Source organism: Chloroflexota bacterium, assembly GCA_020850535.1.
GTDB lineage: Bacteria > Chloroflexota > UBA6077 > UBA6077 > JACCZL01 > JADZEM01.
On the sequence record JADZEM010000092.1, the window covers coordinates 1 to 17,253 of the forward strand.

At 70.2% G+C, this 17,253-nt stretch carries 11 protein-coding genes; 9 read left to right on the forward strand and 2 right to left on the reverse strand.

Going from position 1 to position 17,253, the window contains the following annotated elements:
- The first annotated feature begins 544 nt into the window (after nucleotides 1-544).
- Together IT306_13205 and IT306_13210 are read left to right on the forward strand one after the other, a co-directional pair.
- Nucleotides 545-1,132: a YIP1 family protein gene (locus tag IT306_13205; GenBank protein MCC7369380.1), complete on the forward strand. Its 588-nt coding sequence runs from the start codon at nucleotides 545-547 to the stop codon at nucleotides 1,130-1,132.
- Between the two features lie 132 nt (nucleotides 1,133-1,264).
- The gene (locus tag IT306_13210) at nucleotides 1,265-2,245 is read left to right on the forward strand and encodes an RDD family protein (protein MCC7369381.1); all 981 of its coding nucleotides are present in this window, start codon (nucleotides 1,265-1,267) and stop codon (nucleotides 2,243-2,245) included.
- Between the two features lie 47 nt (nucleotides 2,246-2,292).
- On the opposite strand, the gene IT306_13215 is transcribed toward IT306_13210, so the two are convergent.
- Nucleotides 2,293-2,649: a hypothetical protein gene (locus tag IT306_13215; GenBank protein MCC7369382.1), complete on the reverse strand. Its 357-nt coding sequence runs from the start codon at nucleotides 2,647-2,649 to the stop codon at nucleotides 2,293-2,295.
- Nucleotides 2,650-2,852: 203 nt separating this feature from the next.
- Between IT306_13215 and IT306_13220 the strand changes: the two genes are divergently transcribed.
- The 3 genes from IT306_13220 (at nucleotide 2,853) to IT306_13230 (ending at nucleotide 7,770) form a co-directional block, all read left to right on the forward strand.
- Nucleotides 2,853-3,641: an SDR family oxidoreductase gene (locus IT306_13220; protein MCC7369383.1), complete on the forward strand. Its 789-nt coding sequence runs from the start codon at nucleotides 2,853-2,855 to the stop codon at nucleotides 3,639-3,641.
- 138 nt (nucleotides 3,642-3,779) lie between these two features.
- A complete protein-coding gene (locus IT306_13225; protein ID MCC7369384.1) occupies nucleotides 3,780-5,330 on the forward strand; it encodes a glycosyltransferase in 1,551 nt (516 codons plus the stop codon).
- A gap of 280 nt (nucleotides 5,331-5,610) precedes the next feature.
- The gene (locus tag IT306_13230; protein MCC7369385.1) at nucleotides 5,611-7,770 is read left to right on the forward strand and encodes a glycosyltransferase family 39 protein; all 2,160 of its coding nucleotides are present in this window, start codon (nucleotides 5,611-5,613) and stop codon (nucleotides 7,768-7,770) included.
- 26 nt (nucleotides 7,771-7,796) lie between these two features.
- On the opposite strand, the gene IT306_13235 is transcribed toward IT306_13230, so the two are convergent.
- Complete coding sequence (locus IT306_13235) at nucleotides 7,797-9,941, reverse strand: hypothetical protein (GenBank protein ID MCC7369386.1); 2,145 nt, start codon at nucleotides 9,939-9,941, stop codon at nucleotides 7,797-7,799.
- Between the two features lie 459 nt (nucleotides 9,942-10,400).
- Between IT306_13235 and IT306_13240 the strand changes: the two genes are divergently transcribed.
- From IT306_13240 to IT306_13255, 4 genes are all read left to right on the forward strand, one after another.
- Complete coding sequence (locus IT306_13240; GenBank protein MCC7369387.1) at nucleotides 10,401-11,672, forward strand: MFS transporter; 1,272 nt, start codon at nucleotides 10,401-10,403, stop codon at nucleotides 11,670-11,672.
- A gap of 66 nt (nucleotides 11,673-11,738) precedes the next feature.
- A complete protein-coding gene (locus tag IT306_13245; protein MCC7369388.1) occupies nucleotides 11,739-12,971 on the forward strand; it encodes a hypothetical protein in 1,233 nt (410 codons plus the stop codon).
- 375 nt (nucleotides 12,972-13,346) lie between these two features.
- Nucleotides 13,347-13,793 carry a response regulator transcription factor gene (locus tag IT306_13250; protein ID MCC7369389.1) on the forward strand — a complete coding sequence of 149 codons (447 nt, stop codon included), beginning with the start codon at nucleotides 13,347-13,349 and terminating at the stop codon, nucleotides 13,791-13,793.
- A 3-nt stretch (nucleotides 13,794-13,796) separates the two neighbouring features.
- Complete coding sequence (locus IT306_13255) at nucleotides 13,797-17,252, forward strand: efflux RND transporter permease subunit (protein ID MCC7369390.1); 3,456 nt, start codon at nucleotides 13,797-13,799, stop codon at nucleotides 17,250-17,252.
- The last annotated feature ends 1 nt before the right edge of the window (nucleotide 17,253 follow it).

Genomic DNA, 17,253 nt, shown 5'->3' on the forward strand with positions numbered 1-17,253 from the left:
GTCACGCCGTCGCTGCGCGACGGTCGTCGGGAACGGCCGGCACTGGAGCGTCGCGCAGCGACTGCAGGAGTGTAGGCGGGGCTTTCAAGCCCCGACGCGGCGGCACGACGCGCTCAACATACGATTGCACTGGTAGCAGCATCAGGGCGATTGCATGTTCACGGTGTCCCCGAAGCATCATGGAACGGGCGGTCGGGGACTGAAGTCCCCGCCTACAGTCACGCCGTCGCTGCGCGACGGTCGTCGGGAACGGCCGGCACTGGAGCGTCGCGCAGCGACTGCAGGAGTGTAGGCGGGGCTTTCAAGCCCCGACGCGGCGGCACGACGACATCAACATGCAATCGCTCTGGGCCTGTGGCCCGAACTTTCACACGTCCCTCATGGTGGTGAAGTACACTGGGCCAGCCTGGGCCATCATCCGCTCGCCGGCCAGTGCGTGGGTGTGCGTCTGCTGACAGCCTGCCTGTCGGTTGACTGACAGCCATGCTCGGCAGGTGCGGGTAAGCTGTCTCGACGTCAGACGCCCTGGGACAAAGGGGGCTCCATGCAGCAGGTCTTCGAACCGTCCCTGTTCACGCGGATGCAGCGCGCCGCGATGCTCGACCGCACGCTCTACGACGAGGTCGAGCACGACCTGAGCGCGACCAATCAGGCGGCGACTGTCGTCGTCATGGTGGCGGTGGCCAACGGCATCGCCGGCCTCTTGAGCGTGATGTTCGCCGCGGCACTCGGTGGCAGCCGGGGACTCCTGTTCTCGGTGTTCATGGTGCTCATCGGCATGGTGATGAACGTCGTCGGCTGGATCGTCTGGTCCTACCTGACGTATTGGATCGGGACCACGGTCTTCAAGGGCACGGCGACGCCCGGCGAGCTGTTGCGGACCCTGGGCTTCGCCTCGACGCCGGCGCTGCTTGGGATCGCGTCGTTCATTCCGTGCCTGGGCGCGCTCGCGGCGTTGGCCGGCACCATCTGGATGATCGTGGCGGGCGTGGTGGCCGTGCGCCAGGCGTTGGACGTCGATACTGGGCAGGCGGTGATCACGGTGATCCTCGCCGCGATCCCGCTCATCATGATCTCGCTGTTCCTCGGGTTTATCACGTTCCTGGGCGGCATGGCGGCGTCTGCGTTCTAGCCGATGCAACGAGGCGCGGCGCTGGCTGTTCTGGTGCAGTCTGGCTCAGCGCCTCTTGCCGCTCGTCAGGAGGGTTGACGCCGTCACGTGAGGCGGTAGAGTGGTATCCACCTGGCACCCGGAGGGGATTCGGTGGCGCAACAACAACCAGCGTACGCCATGGAGGCGTGTTTCAACTGCGGGCGGCCCTGGGGCCCGGGCTGCGCCTGCCAGTTCTGCAATCAGGTGTACGGTCAGCCAGTTGGCGTGCTGCTCTCCTCGCCGGGCAAGCGTTTCGGCGCGTACTGCTTCGAAGTTGTGCTCTGCATGGTGACGCTGGTCATCGGCTGGATGATCTGGTCGCTGGTGATCTACGGGCGCGGGCAGACGCCGGCCAAGCAGTTGCTTGGGATGCGCGTCGTCAACCTGACGACGGGCGCACGGGCGGGCTGGGGCCGCATGTTCGTGCGGGAGTTTCTGGCGAAGGCGCTCGTCGGCATGGTGGCCGGGTGTCTGTTCTACGTCCCTTACTTCTGGCTGCTCTGGGACAAGAACAAGCAGGAGCTGTGGGACAAGATGCTGGAGACCATCGTGGTGGAAGACCCGAGCGGCCTCGTGACCGACGTGCCGCCAGCCGGGTATCAGCCGCGAGGCGTCTCAAGCGGGCCGGCGCAGGGAGCCTACGGGCAGCCGGCCTACGGTCAGCAGTACGGGCTGCCACAGGGGAACCAGCCGCTGCCGTGGGGGCAGCCGCAGCAAGGCGGCTACGAGCCACAGCCTCAGCAGGGCGGCTACGGCCAGCCTCCGCAGCAGGGCGGCTACGGCCAGCCGCCGCAGCAGGGCGAGCAGGGCGGCTACGGCCAGCAGGGCGGCTACGGCCAGCAGGGCGGCTACGGCCAGCAGGACGGCTACGGCCAGCAGGGCGGCTACGGCCAGCAGGGCGGCTACGGCCAGCAGGGCGGATATGGCCAGTCTGGCGGCTACGGCCAGCAAGGGGGCTACGGGCAGCCTCAGCAGGGTGGCTACGGGCAGCCGCAGCAGGACGGGCATCAGGACCCCAACAATCCGCAGACGCCGCCTCCAGCCCCGCCTCCAGCCCCACGCACACCGCCTCCACCGCCCCAGCAGTCGTAAGACCGGGTGGCCGGGTCGGGGCGTGAGGGCCTATCCCAAGCCGTGTCTCAGCGCAGCTCGGACGGGTCGCTGCGGTCGCCGGGGTGATCGAGCGGGTCGCCGGGGATCTCCTTCTCCAGCCCTTCCGCGATCAGCCGGTCGTCGCCGGGGGCGGGCGGCTTCGGCACGCGGGCGGCAGCCGGCGCGAAGACCCGGCCCGGTGCACTGGCCTCGTGCTCTGCCGCCTCCTTCTCGTCGTGCGTGAGTGGGCGCGCCGGCTCGGCCATCAGTGAGTCGACGGCGTCGCCACGCACCTCATCCTGGCCGCGCTCGCTCTCGTCAAGGACCGTGTCGGCGTTCGGATCGCGCGGGGTGGTGGGCGGGTACGGACGCTCCAGCAGCAGCGGATCGCGGATTTCGTCCATGATGTCACCTCTTGTGATGGTGCGCGCGTCGCAGCGCACGCCGCGCAGCTCTGTTTCACTCACCAGGGCAAGAGGTGTGCCCAGCAGGCCCGGCATCTATAATGCCGCGGGCCCTGACCTTAACAGTCGAGCGGTGAGGGCTGCTCGGGAAGTGGCGGCGCTGGCACGTTTGTGGCGCGTCGTCGGCTTGGGAGGTCACACCGATGGATCTCGGCCTTGTAGGCAAGGTAGCCATCGTCACTGGCGGCAGCGCGGGGATTGGCTACGCGGCAGCGCGCTCGCTGGCTCGTGAGGGCGCGCGCGTCGTGGTCTGCGCGCGCACCGCGAGCACGCTGGCCGAGGCGGCGCACGCACTGCGCGAAGACACCGGCGGCGAGATCGTCGAGGCGGCCGGCGACGTGAGCAAGGATGCCGACATCCGCAGGCTGTTCGACATCGCCCTGGGCCGGTTCGGCCGCCTTGACGTGCTGGTGAACAACGCCGGCAAGTCCCATGCTGCGCCGCTCCTGACCGTGGACGACGCCGGCTGGCAAGATGACCTCGATCTCAAGCTGTTCGCGGCGATCCGCACGATGCGGCTGGCCGTTCCGCACATGCAGGCGGCTGGTGGCGGCTCGATCGTCAATGTCGTGAACATCGGGGCCAAGGCGCCGGCCGCCTCGTCGCTGCCGACCTCGGTGAGCCGCGCGGCCGGCATCGCCCTGACCAAGGCTGCCTCGCGGGATCTCGCGCCGCACAATATCCGCGTGAACGCCGTCTGCATCGGCCTGATCAAGAGCGAGCAGCATCTGCGTCGGGCGCGTGCCGCCAACCGCATGGACGACCTCGACACCTTCTACGCCGAGTTGGCGAAAGCCCGCGAGGTGCCGCTGGGGCGCGTCGGCGAGGCCGAAGAGGCGGCCGACCTGATCGCGTTTCTGGCCTCTGATCGCGCGCGCTACATCAGCGGCACGGCGATCAACATGGACGGCGGCGCGTCGGCGGTCGTGTAGTAGAGTGGTCGCTGTTGTCATCGTTGCCACGCCTGCCGGGCTGCGTGCTGGTGGTACGCAACGTGCAATCGCCTGCCGCCCGGCGGGGATTCGTTACAATCTGCCGCCGCTCGGCCGTCGGGCCGCGGGGAGGTGAGCGTGGGCGCAGCACGGAGCGCCAGATCGCGTCGGGTTCATCGCGCCCTCGAAGTCGTGACTGGAGGGCTGACCTGGGCGATCCTGACGTCGCCGCTCTGGGGCGCGATACTCGCGCCGGGCCAGCTAGTGTTCTTCTTATTGCTCTTCAACGGGTACTGGGTTTACAAGTCGGCCAACATGGCCGTTTCCGCCCTGATCGGCTATCGCCGGCTGCTTGACGGGCAGAAGACGGACTGGTTGGGCGAGCTCCACGGCGTGGACGCCTGGCAGCGGATGCACCACCTGGTGATGGTGCCGACCTACCGCGAGCCGCCCGAGGTGCTGGAGGTGATGCTCGATCACCTTGCGGCCCAGGATCTCCCGCTGTCCAACGTCTCGGTGGTGCTCGCGTTCGAGGAGCGCGACCTTGACGCCCGGGAGCGGGCGGCGCGGCTCGTGGAGCAGTTCGAGGGGGCGTTCCGGCACCTCTGGGTGACGTACCACCCGGACCGTGAGGGGGAGATCCGGGGGAAGTCCTCGAATCTGGCCTATGCGGCGCGCTGGGCCAAGCAGGCGCTGGTGGATGAGGGCGGCGTCGACATCGAGAACGTCATCGTCACCATCTGCGACGCCGACTCCCGCCTACACCACAAGTACCTGAGCGCGCTGACGTTCGGCTTCCTGACCAATCCCGCCCGTCGCTTCGCGATCTGGCAGCCCGCCTTGATGTTCTACTCGAACATCTGGCGGATTCCGGCCATCGCGCGGATCAGCGCGGGGCTGTATTCGGTCTGGCAGCTGTCGCGGCTGGTGGCGAAGTACAAGCTGGTGACTCAGTCCACCTACTCGCTCGGGCTGGCGACCTGCGAAGAGGTCGGCTACTGGGACGTGGACGTCATCCCCGAAGACTCGCGGATGTTCTTCAAGGTGTTCTTCGAGCTTGGGCACGAGCAGGAAGTCCGCGTCGAGCCGATCTTCCTGCCGGTCCTGGCGGACGCCGCCGAAGGGGCTGGCTTCTGGAAGACGGTGCTGAGCCACTATCGCCAGACGCGGCGCTGGGCCTGGGGCGTCTCGGACGTGCCCTACGTGGTGCGGCGGGCCTTCGAGCGCAAGGCTGTCCCGCTCTGGGCGCGGCTGCGGCGCGTGGCGTTCTACACCGAGGAGCACGTCTGCTGGCCGACGCACTGGTTCCTGCTGACCATCGGCGCGAACCTCGTGGCGCTGTTCGCTCCGACGGCCGCCTTGCAGCCCTCGAACGTGCTGCTCACGTCGGCGTCGGCGTGGCTGTTGATGCTGTGCCTGCCCTGCCTCGCGGTGGTGGTCTACCTCGACCGGCAACTGCGCCCGGAGCGGTCGGCCCCGCTGACGTGGTGGGACCACGCCATCAACATCCTGGTCTGGCTGTGCATCCCGGTCGTCGGGCTGATCCTGACGACGCTGCCGGCGCTCGACGCCCACACGCGGCTGCTGTTCGGCAAGTATCTGCACTACCAGGTGACGGAGAAGCTGCCGGCCGAGCGCGGCTACGCCCCGAGCTGGACTGACGGCGCATCCTCGGCTGGAGCGGCCTAGCGGGGTCGTGGGTCGTGGAAGCATGCTGCCTGACATGCACCGCACGCTCGTAGCAATCACGCAACACCCCATGTCATCCTGAGCGAAGCGAAGGACCTCACCCGCTGACCGTCACCTCTCGCGTCACTGGGTGAGGTACCCGCTTCTATGAGCATCATGGCGGCGGGCATGCCGTCAACTGTCGCGTCAGCGGGTGAGGTCCTTCGCTTCGCTCAGGTTGACAACTGGGACGTTCACGCTTTCACCATCACCCACGACCCTCCGCGTATACTCCGGCCCTGTGAGTACCCCGCAGGCGCGAGACTTCCCGCGTGAACCCCTGGAGGCGGCCGGCTCGCCGGCGGCGGCCCGGGCGGCCGTGCGGGGCGGCGGATCGCTCGGCGTGGCGGGCCTCGGGCGCTGGGCGGACATCCTTGCGCCGCTGCTGATCGTGGCGGCTGCGCTGCCGATGCGCCTCGCCAACATCGGCAGCTACAGCGGCAAGGGCGACGAGGGCATCCGCGCCGAGCAGCTGCTGCTGATGGCCGCCGGCTTCCGCCCCGTCAAGGAGGTGTTCGCCTCGCAGGGGCCGCTCTCGCTCGACATCTTCTACCCGTTCTACCTGCTGCTCGGGCAGACCCTGGCTGGGGCGCGCCTCGCCGTGGTGGTCTGGTCGGTACTGTCGGTGCTGGCCGTCTACGCGACGGCGCGGCTGGTGGGTGGACGGGTCGGTGGCTGGATGGCTGCCGCGTTCACCATTGCCAGCCCGACGTACCTGAAGAACTCGCGGCTGGCGCTGGTCGAGATCCCCGCGATCTTGCCGGCCATCGTGGCGCTCGGGGCGGCCCTGGCCTACCAGCAGCGTCGAGAGCGGCGGTGGCTGGTGGTCTCGGCGGCGGCGCTGGCGCTGGCATTGGCGATCAAGCCGATGATCGTGGCGGTCGTGCCGGCAGTCGGGCTGGCGCTGCTGCTGGCGCACCTGCCTGCGCGAATCAGCCCCCCGAGCCCTCCCCCGCACGCGGGAGAGGGGAGCACTCCCCTCTCCCGCGTGCGGGGGAGGGCTCGGGGGTGGGGGGCTCTCGTCTCCGTCGGGCGTATCCGCAGCTTCATGATGGACGTCCTGATCTACGCGGCCGTGGCTGGCGCGATCCTCGGCGTCATCGTGGTGTGGGTCGGGCCGACGGAACTGTACGATCAGCTCGTTCGCTACCGGGTCGGTTCGCGGGCGGCTGAGGGCTGGTCGTTGGCCGATAACTGGGACATGCTCTGGGGGGAGCTGCAGTGGGATCAGCCGGCATTCTTTGCGCTCGGCGCGCTCGGCGGGCTGATCGCCCTGGCGCTCCGTCCACGGGCCGGCCTGCCGCTGCTCGCCTGGGGCATCCTCTCATTCGCCCTGCTGCTCATGTACTCGCCGCTCGGGATCAAGCACGCGGCGCTGCAGATCCCGCCGACCGCCCTGCTGGCCGGTATCGGCCTCGGGCTGCTGTGGCAGTGGGTCGCCCGGAGCCGTGATGCCCGCACGTTGGGTGCGCGGCGGCCGGCCGTGACGGGGCTCCGCTGGGCGGCTGTGGGCCTGTCGGTGCTGGTGGTTGGGGCCTACGGATTGACCCTGCCGACCGTCTTCGCCAAGGATCAGCAGGCGATGACCGTCGGGGACCTCGGGGCGGACCCGCCGTACCCGCAGGAGAGCCTGCTGATCCAGTCGCTCACCACGCCAGCCGACTTCATCCTGGTGGACGATCCGTACCTGGCGTTCCTCAACGGACGGAAGATGCCGCCCTGGCTGGTGGACACGTCCTATTTCCGGATCCGGTCGGGCGCCCTGAGCGGCGCGGACGTGGTGGCGCACGCCGAACGCCACCACGTCCGTCTGATGCTCCTGGCCAGCGACAACCTGCGCCAGTTGAAGAAGTTCGCGGACTGGGCGGATGAGCGGTTCGTCGTGGTCAAGATCGACGAGCGCTCCAACCGAAAGGACCGCGCCCTGTATCTCGCGGAGGACGCTGACCTGACGGCGGCCCGGGGGGCGGTACGCGCGGCCATTCCCGGCACGGTTGCCGTCGATGGCACGCTGGCAGGTCAGATCAGGGTCAGCAGCTACGCGCTCGACGCCGAGTCGGTGCGGGCCGGCGGCACGGTCGGGCTGACCGTCGAGTGGGAGGCTGCCGGCCCGATCCCGCTCGACTGGCGGCAGGTCACGTTCCTGCGGGACCGCTCGGGGCAGATCGTGGATCAGACCGAGCGCTCGTTGAGCGGCGGCAGCGGCGGCACCTCGACCTGGACGCCGGGCCGCTGGGTGTTCCGGTCGCTTGGCCTGCCGATCCCGGCGAAGACGCCGCCCGGCGAGTACACCGTCGGCGTGGGCCTGTACGACTCGAAGGCGCGGAAGCTGGCGACCGTGACGGCCGGTTCAGGCGTGGGCGGCGAGGAAGTCCGTCTCGGGACGATCCGCGTTCGGTAGCTCGCGGGTCCGCTCGTGCCCGGCGCTCACTCGCCCAGGCCGCGGCGGGCCTCTTCGTCCGTGGGGTCGAGCGCCAGAGCCGCCCGGTACGCTTCCACGGCAGCCTGCCGTGTCAGCGATGCCTGCTGGCGGGCCTCGCGCTCCTGCTCCGGCTTGTTTCGGCGGACGGCGTCTTCTGCCTGCGACAGGTGGCCCTGTGCCCGCGCCAGCAGCGCATCCCCGAGCAGGTCGTGGAGGATGGCCCGGTCGGTCGACGACCAGCCCTGCCGCTCGCCGCGCTCCACTACGCCGATCAACGTCATCAGGTCGAGCGCGACGTACGGCGCGCCGAGGTAGATCGGCTGCTGAAAGAGGCGAGCGTCGGGGGCCGCCTGTCGTCGCAGGCTGCTGTACTGACGGTAGGCCGCGCGGGCCGCGGCGGCGTCGCCCCGGAACGCCGCCGCCAGGGCCAGCATGTGCTGGACGCAGGCGCGGGCGGCCGTGCTGCCGGGGTCATCCCCGTTGCTGTGGTTCGCAGCGTCCGCTCGGTCCTGCAAGCCGTCGTTCAGGGTCGGGTAGCGCCAGGAAGCCGGCTGGTACGCACCGTCTTGCCAGCGAAAGGCGAACGTCATGACGGGGCTGGCCGCGTAGCTGCCGCAGTAGCCCGACTGCGGCAGCACGATCTCCGCGACGCCGTCGCCGTCGAGCTCGGCGAGGTCGACGACCGGCGTGTTGCTGCCCTCCACGAAGAGCGGCACGAGCGTCGAGCCGTTCCACTGGAGCACCCAGAGCAGGCCGGAGTGCGCTCCGACGACGGCCCCGAACGTCAGCTCGGCCTTGCCGTCGGCGTTCACGTCGGCGATGCTCACCGTGCCGCCCGGACCGCCGAGCAGGCCGCCGGCCACGTACGACGAGATGGGAGCGCCCGGCTCCAGGCCGTTCGGCCCGTCGTAGACGATGTACGGCTCGACCGGCGAAAAGCGCCCGGGTCCGCTCGCGAGCACGGCCACATCTTCGCGGCCGGCGCCACGCACATCGCCTGCTGCCGTCTGCACGAGGACGGACGCCGCCGGCAGCTGACGCATGAGCGCGTCCAGGTCGTGGGTCTGGTGGTGGTCGGCGGCGATCAGCCGCCAGCTCTCGCCGATCCGGGCTGCGCGCCAGGTTCCGCCGATGGTGACCCGTCGGCCCTCGGCCTCAGCGGTGGCAAGGTCGATGCGCGGATCGGGCAAGCTGACGCGGACGGCGACGACGGCCTCCGTTGGCGCTGTTTGACTATTGTGGCGCCGCGCGGGCAACGGATCGAGCACGCGGACCTCTTCGACGCGGATCGAGGACGGCGCGCTGCTGGACGCCGTGGCCGAGCGGCTGGCCTGGAGATCGTCGCCCAGGAGCGCCGTGGCCGCTGCGAGGTCGCCGCGCGCGAGGGCCGCGTAAAACGCGATGACCGCCGCCTCGGGTGTGGCGGCGGTCGGCGTGTCGTCCGGCAGCGCGAGCGACCGCTCCGCGAGCCGGTAGCCGTCACCGGCCCAGCGGTACGTTTCGGAGACGGTGGGCGGCGTCTGCCTGCCCTGCACCCCGCGCTCGGCCTGCTGGCGGCGGAGCACGGCCGGACCGCCGCCCGGGGCCGCCTCGATCGAGACCCCGGAGCCCTCCAGGTACGCCTCGACGCGGAACCCGGCTCCGGCCCAGGGCGGCGGCAACGTCCCGTGCTCGTCGGGGTCGGACGGCGGCACGTTCGAGTCGCCCGCGCCGAAGATCCAGATCGCCGTGCGTGGTGGAGCATTCGGGAAGCGGTTGGTGACAGTCAGGATGATGCGCGGGTGGCCGTCGCCGACGAGATCGCGCACCTGCAGCTCGCTGGAGCCGTTCGCATCGAGGACCGGCTCGCTGCGCAGCTCGGTCGGCGGCGCGCCGAAGAGGTGGACCGGCCGAATGCCGTCCTTGCTGTTGAGCAGCACCAGCAGCCCACCGCGCTGCGGCTGGCCTGGCGTGGTTCCGGGCACGCTAAAGAGGGTGACCGTGTCGTCGCGGCCATCGGAATCAAGGTCGCCGGTTGCCGTCTGCCGAATGATGGTGTTCGGCGGCAGAAACGCGGCCGGATCGGATTCGGCGGCCCGCGCCGGCGCAATCGTCAGGAGCTGCAGCACCACCAGCACGAAGAGCAGGACCGCACGAGCTCGACGGAACACCGGGCTTCGCCTCAGCGCAGCGTGGCGGTCCGGCCCCGTTCGCGTGCAGGGAACGCACTGCCCACCACAGGGAACGACTGAGCGGCGCGGCGAGCGCGCGATTCCCCTTCGCGCTTCGCGGTGCTACGGGCCGAGTACGTCCGCAACGACCCGTCTGAGGCGGGCCACGCCGCGCGCCACCCGGTCGTCGGTAAAGGCCCTCACCCCCCAACCCCCTCTCCCTGTGCGCGGGCGAGGGGGAGACACACGAGGCTGTCGTTGCTCCCCCTCGCCCGCGCACAGGGAGAGGGGGTTGGGGGGTGAGGGCCTTTGCCACAGGAAATCATCAATCTTCATCAACCCCCGACTGCCCGCCTCACCACGGTCTGGGAACGCCAACGAACGCGCGATCGCCCTGCGTCACTGCCCGGGTCTCATGCGCCGTCCGGCAGCGCGTGGTATCGTCCCGCGGGAGGCCGGGTGACGGAGCAGGCGAACCCGCGCGAGCGGTACTGGCGTCGCAACCTGATCGCGCTGTGCGTGGCGCAGATCGTGACCCAGATCGCGTTCAACTTCGCGGAACCGTTCGCCCCGCTGTTCCTGCTGACGATGAACGTCGGCGGTCCGGCCCAGGCCGCGCAGTGGGCGGGCCTCTCCAACGCGGCCTCGGCGTTCGTGATGGCGTTCACCCAGCCGCTCTGGGGCATCGTCGCGGACCGCTGGGGCCATCGCCCGATGGTCGTCCGGGCGATGGTCGGCGGCGGCCTGATGGTGCTGCTCCAGGGCTTCTCGACCGGGCCGGAGATGTTCGTCGGGCTGCGGATGCTCCAGGGGACCGTCGTCGGGAGCGTCCAGGCAGCAAACGCGCTGATCGCCACGTCAGCCCCTCGGCAGCGCCTGGGGCTGGCGCTCGGGATCATGCAGGTGGCGTTGCTGACCGGGCAGGCGCTGGGTCCGCTGTTCGGCGGGTTCGTGGCGGACCACTTCGGGTACCGGTTCTCCTACCTCGCGTCGGGCGTGACGCTCGGGTTCGCCGGGTTGCTGGTGCTGGCGTTCTGCCGCGAGGAACGACCCCAGCAGCGGCCCGGCATCGCGCGCACCGGCACGCTCGCCGCGAGCCGCGAGCTGCTGGCGGTGCGCGCCTTCTACATCGCCATCGTGACGATCATGCTGGTGGACCTGGGCCGCAGCACCGTCAGCCCGATCCTGAGCCTGTACATCGCCAGCTTCAGCGCCAACGCGAACGCGGCAGACGTAGGCCTCGTGATCACGGCAGGCGGCCTGACCAGCGCCGTCGCAGCCCTCGCCACCGGCCACCTCAGCGACCGCTTCGGGCCGCGCGCGGTGCTGCTGGTCTGCCTGGCCGGCTCGGCGTTGACCTACGTTCCGCAGGCCTACGTCCATGACTTCTGGCACCTGCTGGCGCTGCGGGTGGCGCTGGGCGGCTTCCTGGGCGGGATGGCCCCCGCCGCCAACTCGCTGATCGCGACGCTGGTGCCGCCGGAGCGGCGTGGGTCGGCATTCGGGTGGACGGCGAGCGCCAGCGGCTTCGCCCAGGGGATCGGCCCGATCCTCGGCGCGTCGGTGGCGACGGGGTACGGGCTGGCGTCGGTTTTCCTGGTGACCGGCGCGTTCTATGCGGTCGCGTTCGTGTGGGCGCTGGTGGGGATGCGCCCGCGCACGGCCGCCGTGCAGCCAGTGCCGGTGTCGCCCACCAGTCAGATTCAGAAGCGGCCACAGAGCAACGGATGACTTCCCCCGTACAATCTCGCCGCGCGGCCAGACGCTGGCCTGTCGCCGCGCTGATGAGGAGCTGCCATGACCCAGCCACCTGACCTCGCGCGCGTCCTCGTCGAGGCCGGCGCGGCAACTGCCACCAGCGATGGGCCGTCGGGGCTGACGCTCGACGTGACGGCGCTGCTGTCGTACCCGTCGCGCCGCGATCTCGTGGTCGAGGCCGTCGTGGGCTGGCTGCGGGCCGCCGCGCCGGACGCCGACCTGATCGTCTGCCCCAACATCCAGTCGCTGCCGCTGGCCACGCTCGCGGCCTCGGCGCTGGGCTTGCCGATGGCCTACCTCCGGCCCCGGCCGAAGGAGCATGGGCGTCGGCGTCAGGTGGAGGGCGTCCTGCCAGAGGGGGCGCGCACCGTCCTGCTCTACGACGAGCTGACGAATGAGACGCCCGTGGCCGAGGCTCAGGAGATCGTCGAGGCGCACGGCGGCACGGTTCGGCGCGTGGCCGGGTTGCTCGGCGATGCCACGACCGCCGACGCCACGCTGACGACCCGGGCGGCCGTGCGCGAAGGCATGCTGACCGCGCGCGGCGGTCCTGTGGGAGACGAGCCGCCGCCGGCGCTGCCGCTGCCATCCGAACAGCGGCGTCATCAGATCCGGGAGCGCGTCGCCGAGATTCTGCTCGCGGCTGGCGCGGTCAGCATCAACTCGCGTCAACCGTTCCGGTACGCCTCCGGCCTGCTCAGCCCGATCTACACCGACAATCGACTGCTGATCTCCCACCCCGCGCTCTGGGGCGAGGTGATCGCCGGGTACGCCGATGCGCTGGCCGTTGTGGCGGCGCGGCAGCGGGTCGATGTGCTGGCCGGCGCGGCGACCGCCGGCGTGCCGCACGCCGTGTGCGTGGCCCAGGCCACAAACTACCCGCTGACGTTCGTGGATCTGGGTGCGCCCAACGAGGCCGAGGACCGTTCGGGGCGCGCCTACGGTCGGCTGCGCTCTGGCGACCACGTCGTCATGATCGAGGATCTGGTGACCACCGGGAAGTCGGTGTTTGAGTCGGTGGCGGCCCTGCGCGAGCGCGGCGCGTCCGTAGGCTGGTGCCTCGCCATCCTCGCCTACAATCCGGCCGGCATCGGCGAGGTGTTGGCGGCGCAGGGGCTGGGGTTCACGGCGCTCTCGGACATCACCACGCTGCTGGATGTCGGCGTGCGGGGCGGTCAGCTCAGCGAGGCAGACCGTGACGCCGTGCTCCAGTGGCTGGACGACCCGAAGGCCTGGAGCGCCGCCGCCGAGGCCCGGATCGCCAGCGCCTGACGGCTGCTCTTCTCGATCGCTGCAGGGCGGAGGGTTTGAAAGAGCAACAGATGGTCGATGCTGATCACCGCATGCACGTGCCATTGTCGTCCTTCGCTGCGCTCAGGATGACAACGGCGAGTTGCACATGTTCCAGCGCGTGTGCTGGCTGCCACGGTGGTGAAGCCATCCACTCCTGAACGGGTGCGGGTGAAGGACCGGTGGCCTGTCGGCTCGGGACGCCGGTCCGGGTGACGGGGGCTGGTCCCGGCCGGTCCCGGGACTTTCGCGGGCCGTCGTCCCGCACAGATCGGGACCGTAAGACGGGCCGAACGGCTCCAGCGCGCAGAACCCTGCCAGCGAGACACTGTCTGTAGGGCTTGGAGGCCCACCCCGATGACAGACACGCTGGCTCCCCACCTACGCCCCGAGACCGCTGCCCCGATCCGCGTCCTCATCATCGATGCCCACCCGGCCATCGGGTTGGGACTGACGCGGCTGGTCAGCATCATGCCGGGCGTCGAGGTGTGTGGGCTGGCGGCCCGCGGCGAGGACGGCCTGACCTGCGCCGACCTCGCCCCGCCCGACGTGGCACTGGTCGACGCCGAGCTGCCCAACGAGGCCAGCCTCGCCACCATCAGGCGACTCCGTCACGCCCTGCCGACGACCCGTGTCGTCGCGCTCGGCCTCTACAGCGCACGCCGCGCCGCTGCCCTGGCGGCCGGTGCGCACGCCTTTCTCTTGAAGGATGCTGGCTTCGACGCCCTCCGCGCGGAAATCGTGGTCGGATCCGTGGAATCCCGTGAAGATCAGGCGTCGGTGCGGACGCCCCGGAGCGCCTGACCGATGAGTCTCACCAGGACCGCCGTCTTCCACCCGGTGATCGCGCTGACGATCACCATTGCCATCGTGATCGGAGGCCTCGTCAGCTTCACCGGCCTCGGGTTAGAGCAAACGCCGCAGTTGAACGTCCCGATCGTCACCGTGCAGGTGACGATCCCCGGCGCAAGCCCGCGCACCATCGAGGAGCAGGTCACCCGCAAGGTCGAGGATGCCGTGGCCGGCCTCGGCAACATCAAGACGCTGTCCTCTGTCTCGCGGACGGGCCTGGCTACCGTCACCATCGAGTTCCGCGAGGGCATCGACGTGGACGTGGCCGTCAACGACGTGCAGCAGCGCGTCAGCGGCGTCCGCAAGGAGTTCCCGGCCGAGGCCGAGGAGCCGACCTATCTCAAGCTCGACCTGAACGACACGCCGGTGCTCTACCTCGCCGTCACGGCGCAGGCCGGCGCTGACCCAACGCAGCTCTACCGCGTGGCCGATGACGTCGTGCGCCCGCGCCTGGAGACGGCGAACGGCGTTGGCCGTGTGGTCGTGGTCGGCGGGCGCGAGCCAGAGGTCCAGGTCGAGGTGCAGCCGGACAAGCTGCGTGCCTACGGCCTGACCATCGACGACGTGAGCAACGCCGTCCGCCTCCAGTTCATGAGCACCTCGGGCGGCGACGTGAAGGATGGCGCGGGCGACAGCAGCCGCCGGGCCTCGATTCGCATCGACTCACGTGGGACCGACCTGAACCGCCTCGGCGCGCTGCCGGTCCAGTCACCGGATGGCTTCCGCACCGAGCTGCGGAACGTCGCCACCATCTCGCTCGGCGGCGCAGAGGCGACCGAGGTCGTCCGGCTGAACGGCCAGCCGGCGGTCGGCCTTCAGATCTACAAGCAGTCCAGCGCCAACATCGTGCAGACGGTGGACACTCTGCTGCCGCTCTCCGAGCAGTTGAAGCAGGAGCTGCCGAGCGGCTTCTCGCTGGAGACGGCGATTGACGCCAGCACCGGCGTCCGCAAGTCCGTGCTGGGCGTCGAGGAGGAGCTGGGCCTCGCGGCGATCATCACCGGTCTGGTGCTGTTCTTCTTTCTGCACAGCTTCCGCTCGACGCTGATCGTGCTGATCGCGATCCCGACCTCGCTGCTGATCGCGCTGATCGTCATGAAGCTCGCGGGCCTGACCCTCAACACGATGACGCTCGTCGGCCTGACGACGGCCATCGGCATTCTCGTGGACGACAGCATCGTCGTCCTCGAGAACATCATGACCCACCTCGGCCACGGCAAGGATTCGAAGACGGCTGCCGTGGAGGGCCGCTCTCAGATCGGCATGGCGGCTATCGCGATCACGCTGGTGGACGTGGCCGTCTGGGGACCGATCCTCGCCATCACCGGCCTGGTTGGCGCGTTCCTCCGCAACTTCGCGCTGGTCATCATCGCGGCGACCCTCGCCTCGCTGCTGGTCAGCTTCACCCTTACCCCGCTGATCGCGTCGCGCTGGCTCTCGACGGGCGGCCACGATGCGCCGAAGGGGCTGGTCGGGCGGATCGCCTCGTTCTGGGAGCCGGCCTATCAGCTGCTGGAGAAGCTGTACGCGAAGCTGCTCGGGTGGTCGTTGCGCCACCGCCCGGTGATCCTGCTGCTGGCGCTCGGCATCTTCCTGCTCAACCTCGCGATCGTCCCGCGCCTGGGCACCGAGTTCGCGCCGGAGAGCAACGACGAGCGGATCAGCGTGATCGGCGAGCTGCCGCCGGGCACGGCGCTGGAGGCCGCTGACCGCGCCGCCAAGCGCTGGGAGCTGGCGCTCGCCAACCAGGAGTACTTCCCCGAGGTGCACCGGGTGTACACCGTCGTCGGGCGGGGCGACGGCGACGCCGACCGCGAGCCGCGCTTCATCACCCTGACGCTGGACATCGGCGGCGGACACTCGCGCGCGCGCACCAGCAAGGAAGTCGCGCGGGCGGTGGCCGATGCCGGCGAGATCGTGAACCCCGATCTGCAGGCGCGCGTTGGCGGCGCAACCCCGGGCGGCGGCGGCCAGCCGATCCAGGTGCGTGTCTTCGGCTCTGACCTGGACGAGCTGTCGCGGCTGGCCGAGCAGGCCCGCCAGCGGCTGGCCGGTCAGCCCGAACTGACCGACGTGACCAACAGCATGGCAACCTCACCAGAGGTGACCCTCGTCCCGGACCCGAGCCGCCTGATGGACTTGAGCGTCAACACCCAGGCGGTCGGTAACGCGGTGCGCGTGGCCTACCAGGGCGCGGTCGTGGGGCGGTACGCCGAGCCGAGCGGCGCCGAGCGCGATGTGCGGGTCCGCCTGCCGGAGAACCTGCGCTACAACAGCGCCGCCGTGACCGATCTGCCGCTCGCCATCCGAGGGGGTCAGGTCATCACGGTCGGGCAGGTGACGACGGCTCAGACCGACCAGTCGCCCACCCGCATCAACCGGGTCAACCGCCAGCGCATCGCGCTGATCGGGGCCGATGCCGCGGACGTGCCGCTGGGTACCGGCATCGCGGCGACCCAGAAGGCGATGGACGGGATGAGCCTGCCATCCGGCCACCGCTGGGCCTTCGCCGGGCAGGCGGCCGACCAGGCCGACTCGTTCCGTCAGTTGAGCCTGGGCCTGCTGGCCTCGGTGGTGCTGATGTACATGGTCCTCTCGATCCTCTACGAGAACTGGTTGCAGCCGGCCCTGATCCTCAGCGCACTGCCGCTGGCGACCGTCGGCGCGTTCGGTGGGCTGCTCCTGTTCCACCTGAACCTCGGCATCGTGGCGTTCATCGGGCTGATCGGCCTGTTTGGGATGGTCGGCAAGAACGCGATCCTGCTGGTGGATCGCGCCAACGAGCTACGGAAGGAGGGGCTGGACCGCACGGCGGCGCTCCGCGAGGCTGGCGCGTCCCGCCTGCGCCCGATCCTGATGACCTCGCTGGTGCTGATCCTCTCGATGCTGCCGGTCGCGCTCAAGCTCGGCGAGGGTGGCGAGGTCCGCGCGCCCATCGGCGCGGTGCTGGTTGGCGGCATGGCGACCTCGACGGTGCTGGCGCTGCTCTACGTGCCCGTGGCCTACACCTACTTCGACAGCCTGGGGCAGTTGCTCGGGCGGCTGGCGACCTTCCGTCTGCGCCTGCCGACGTGGCGCAAGGTCGAGCCGCTCAAGAACCAGCCGTCGCGCGGCAAGGGCAAGCGGACCCGCGAGCCGCTGCCGGTTGCCGGCGGCGCGCCGACGGCCGAGGAGGCGGCCGAGCTGGCTGGTCACGCGGCGAGCGGGTCGGTCGACGCGGCGAGCCGCTCGCTCGACGGCTCGCGCGGACGCGGGTCGGGGAGCCGGCCGTCACGCGTGGCGCGCCGCGAGCGGCTCCAGGCGTATCATGATCGAAAGCTCGCCGACGCTGGCTGTGGGACTGACGAGCACGGGGCCGAGAACCGCGCGGTTGACGACCGAAGGGCTGACAGCCGGGGGGATGCCGCGTGAC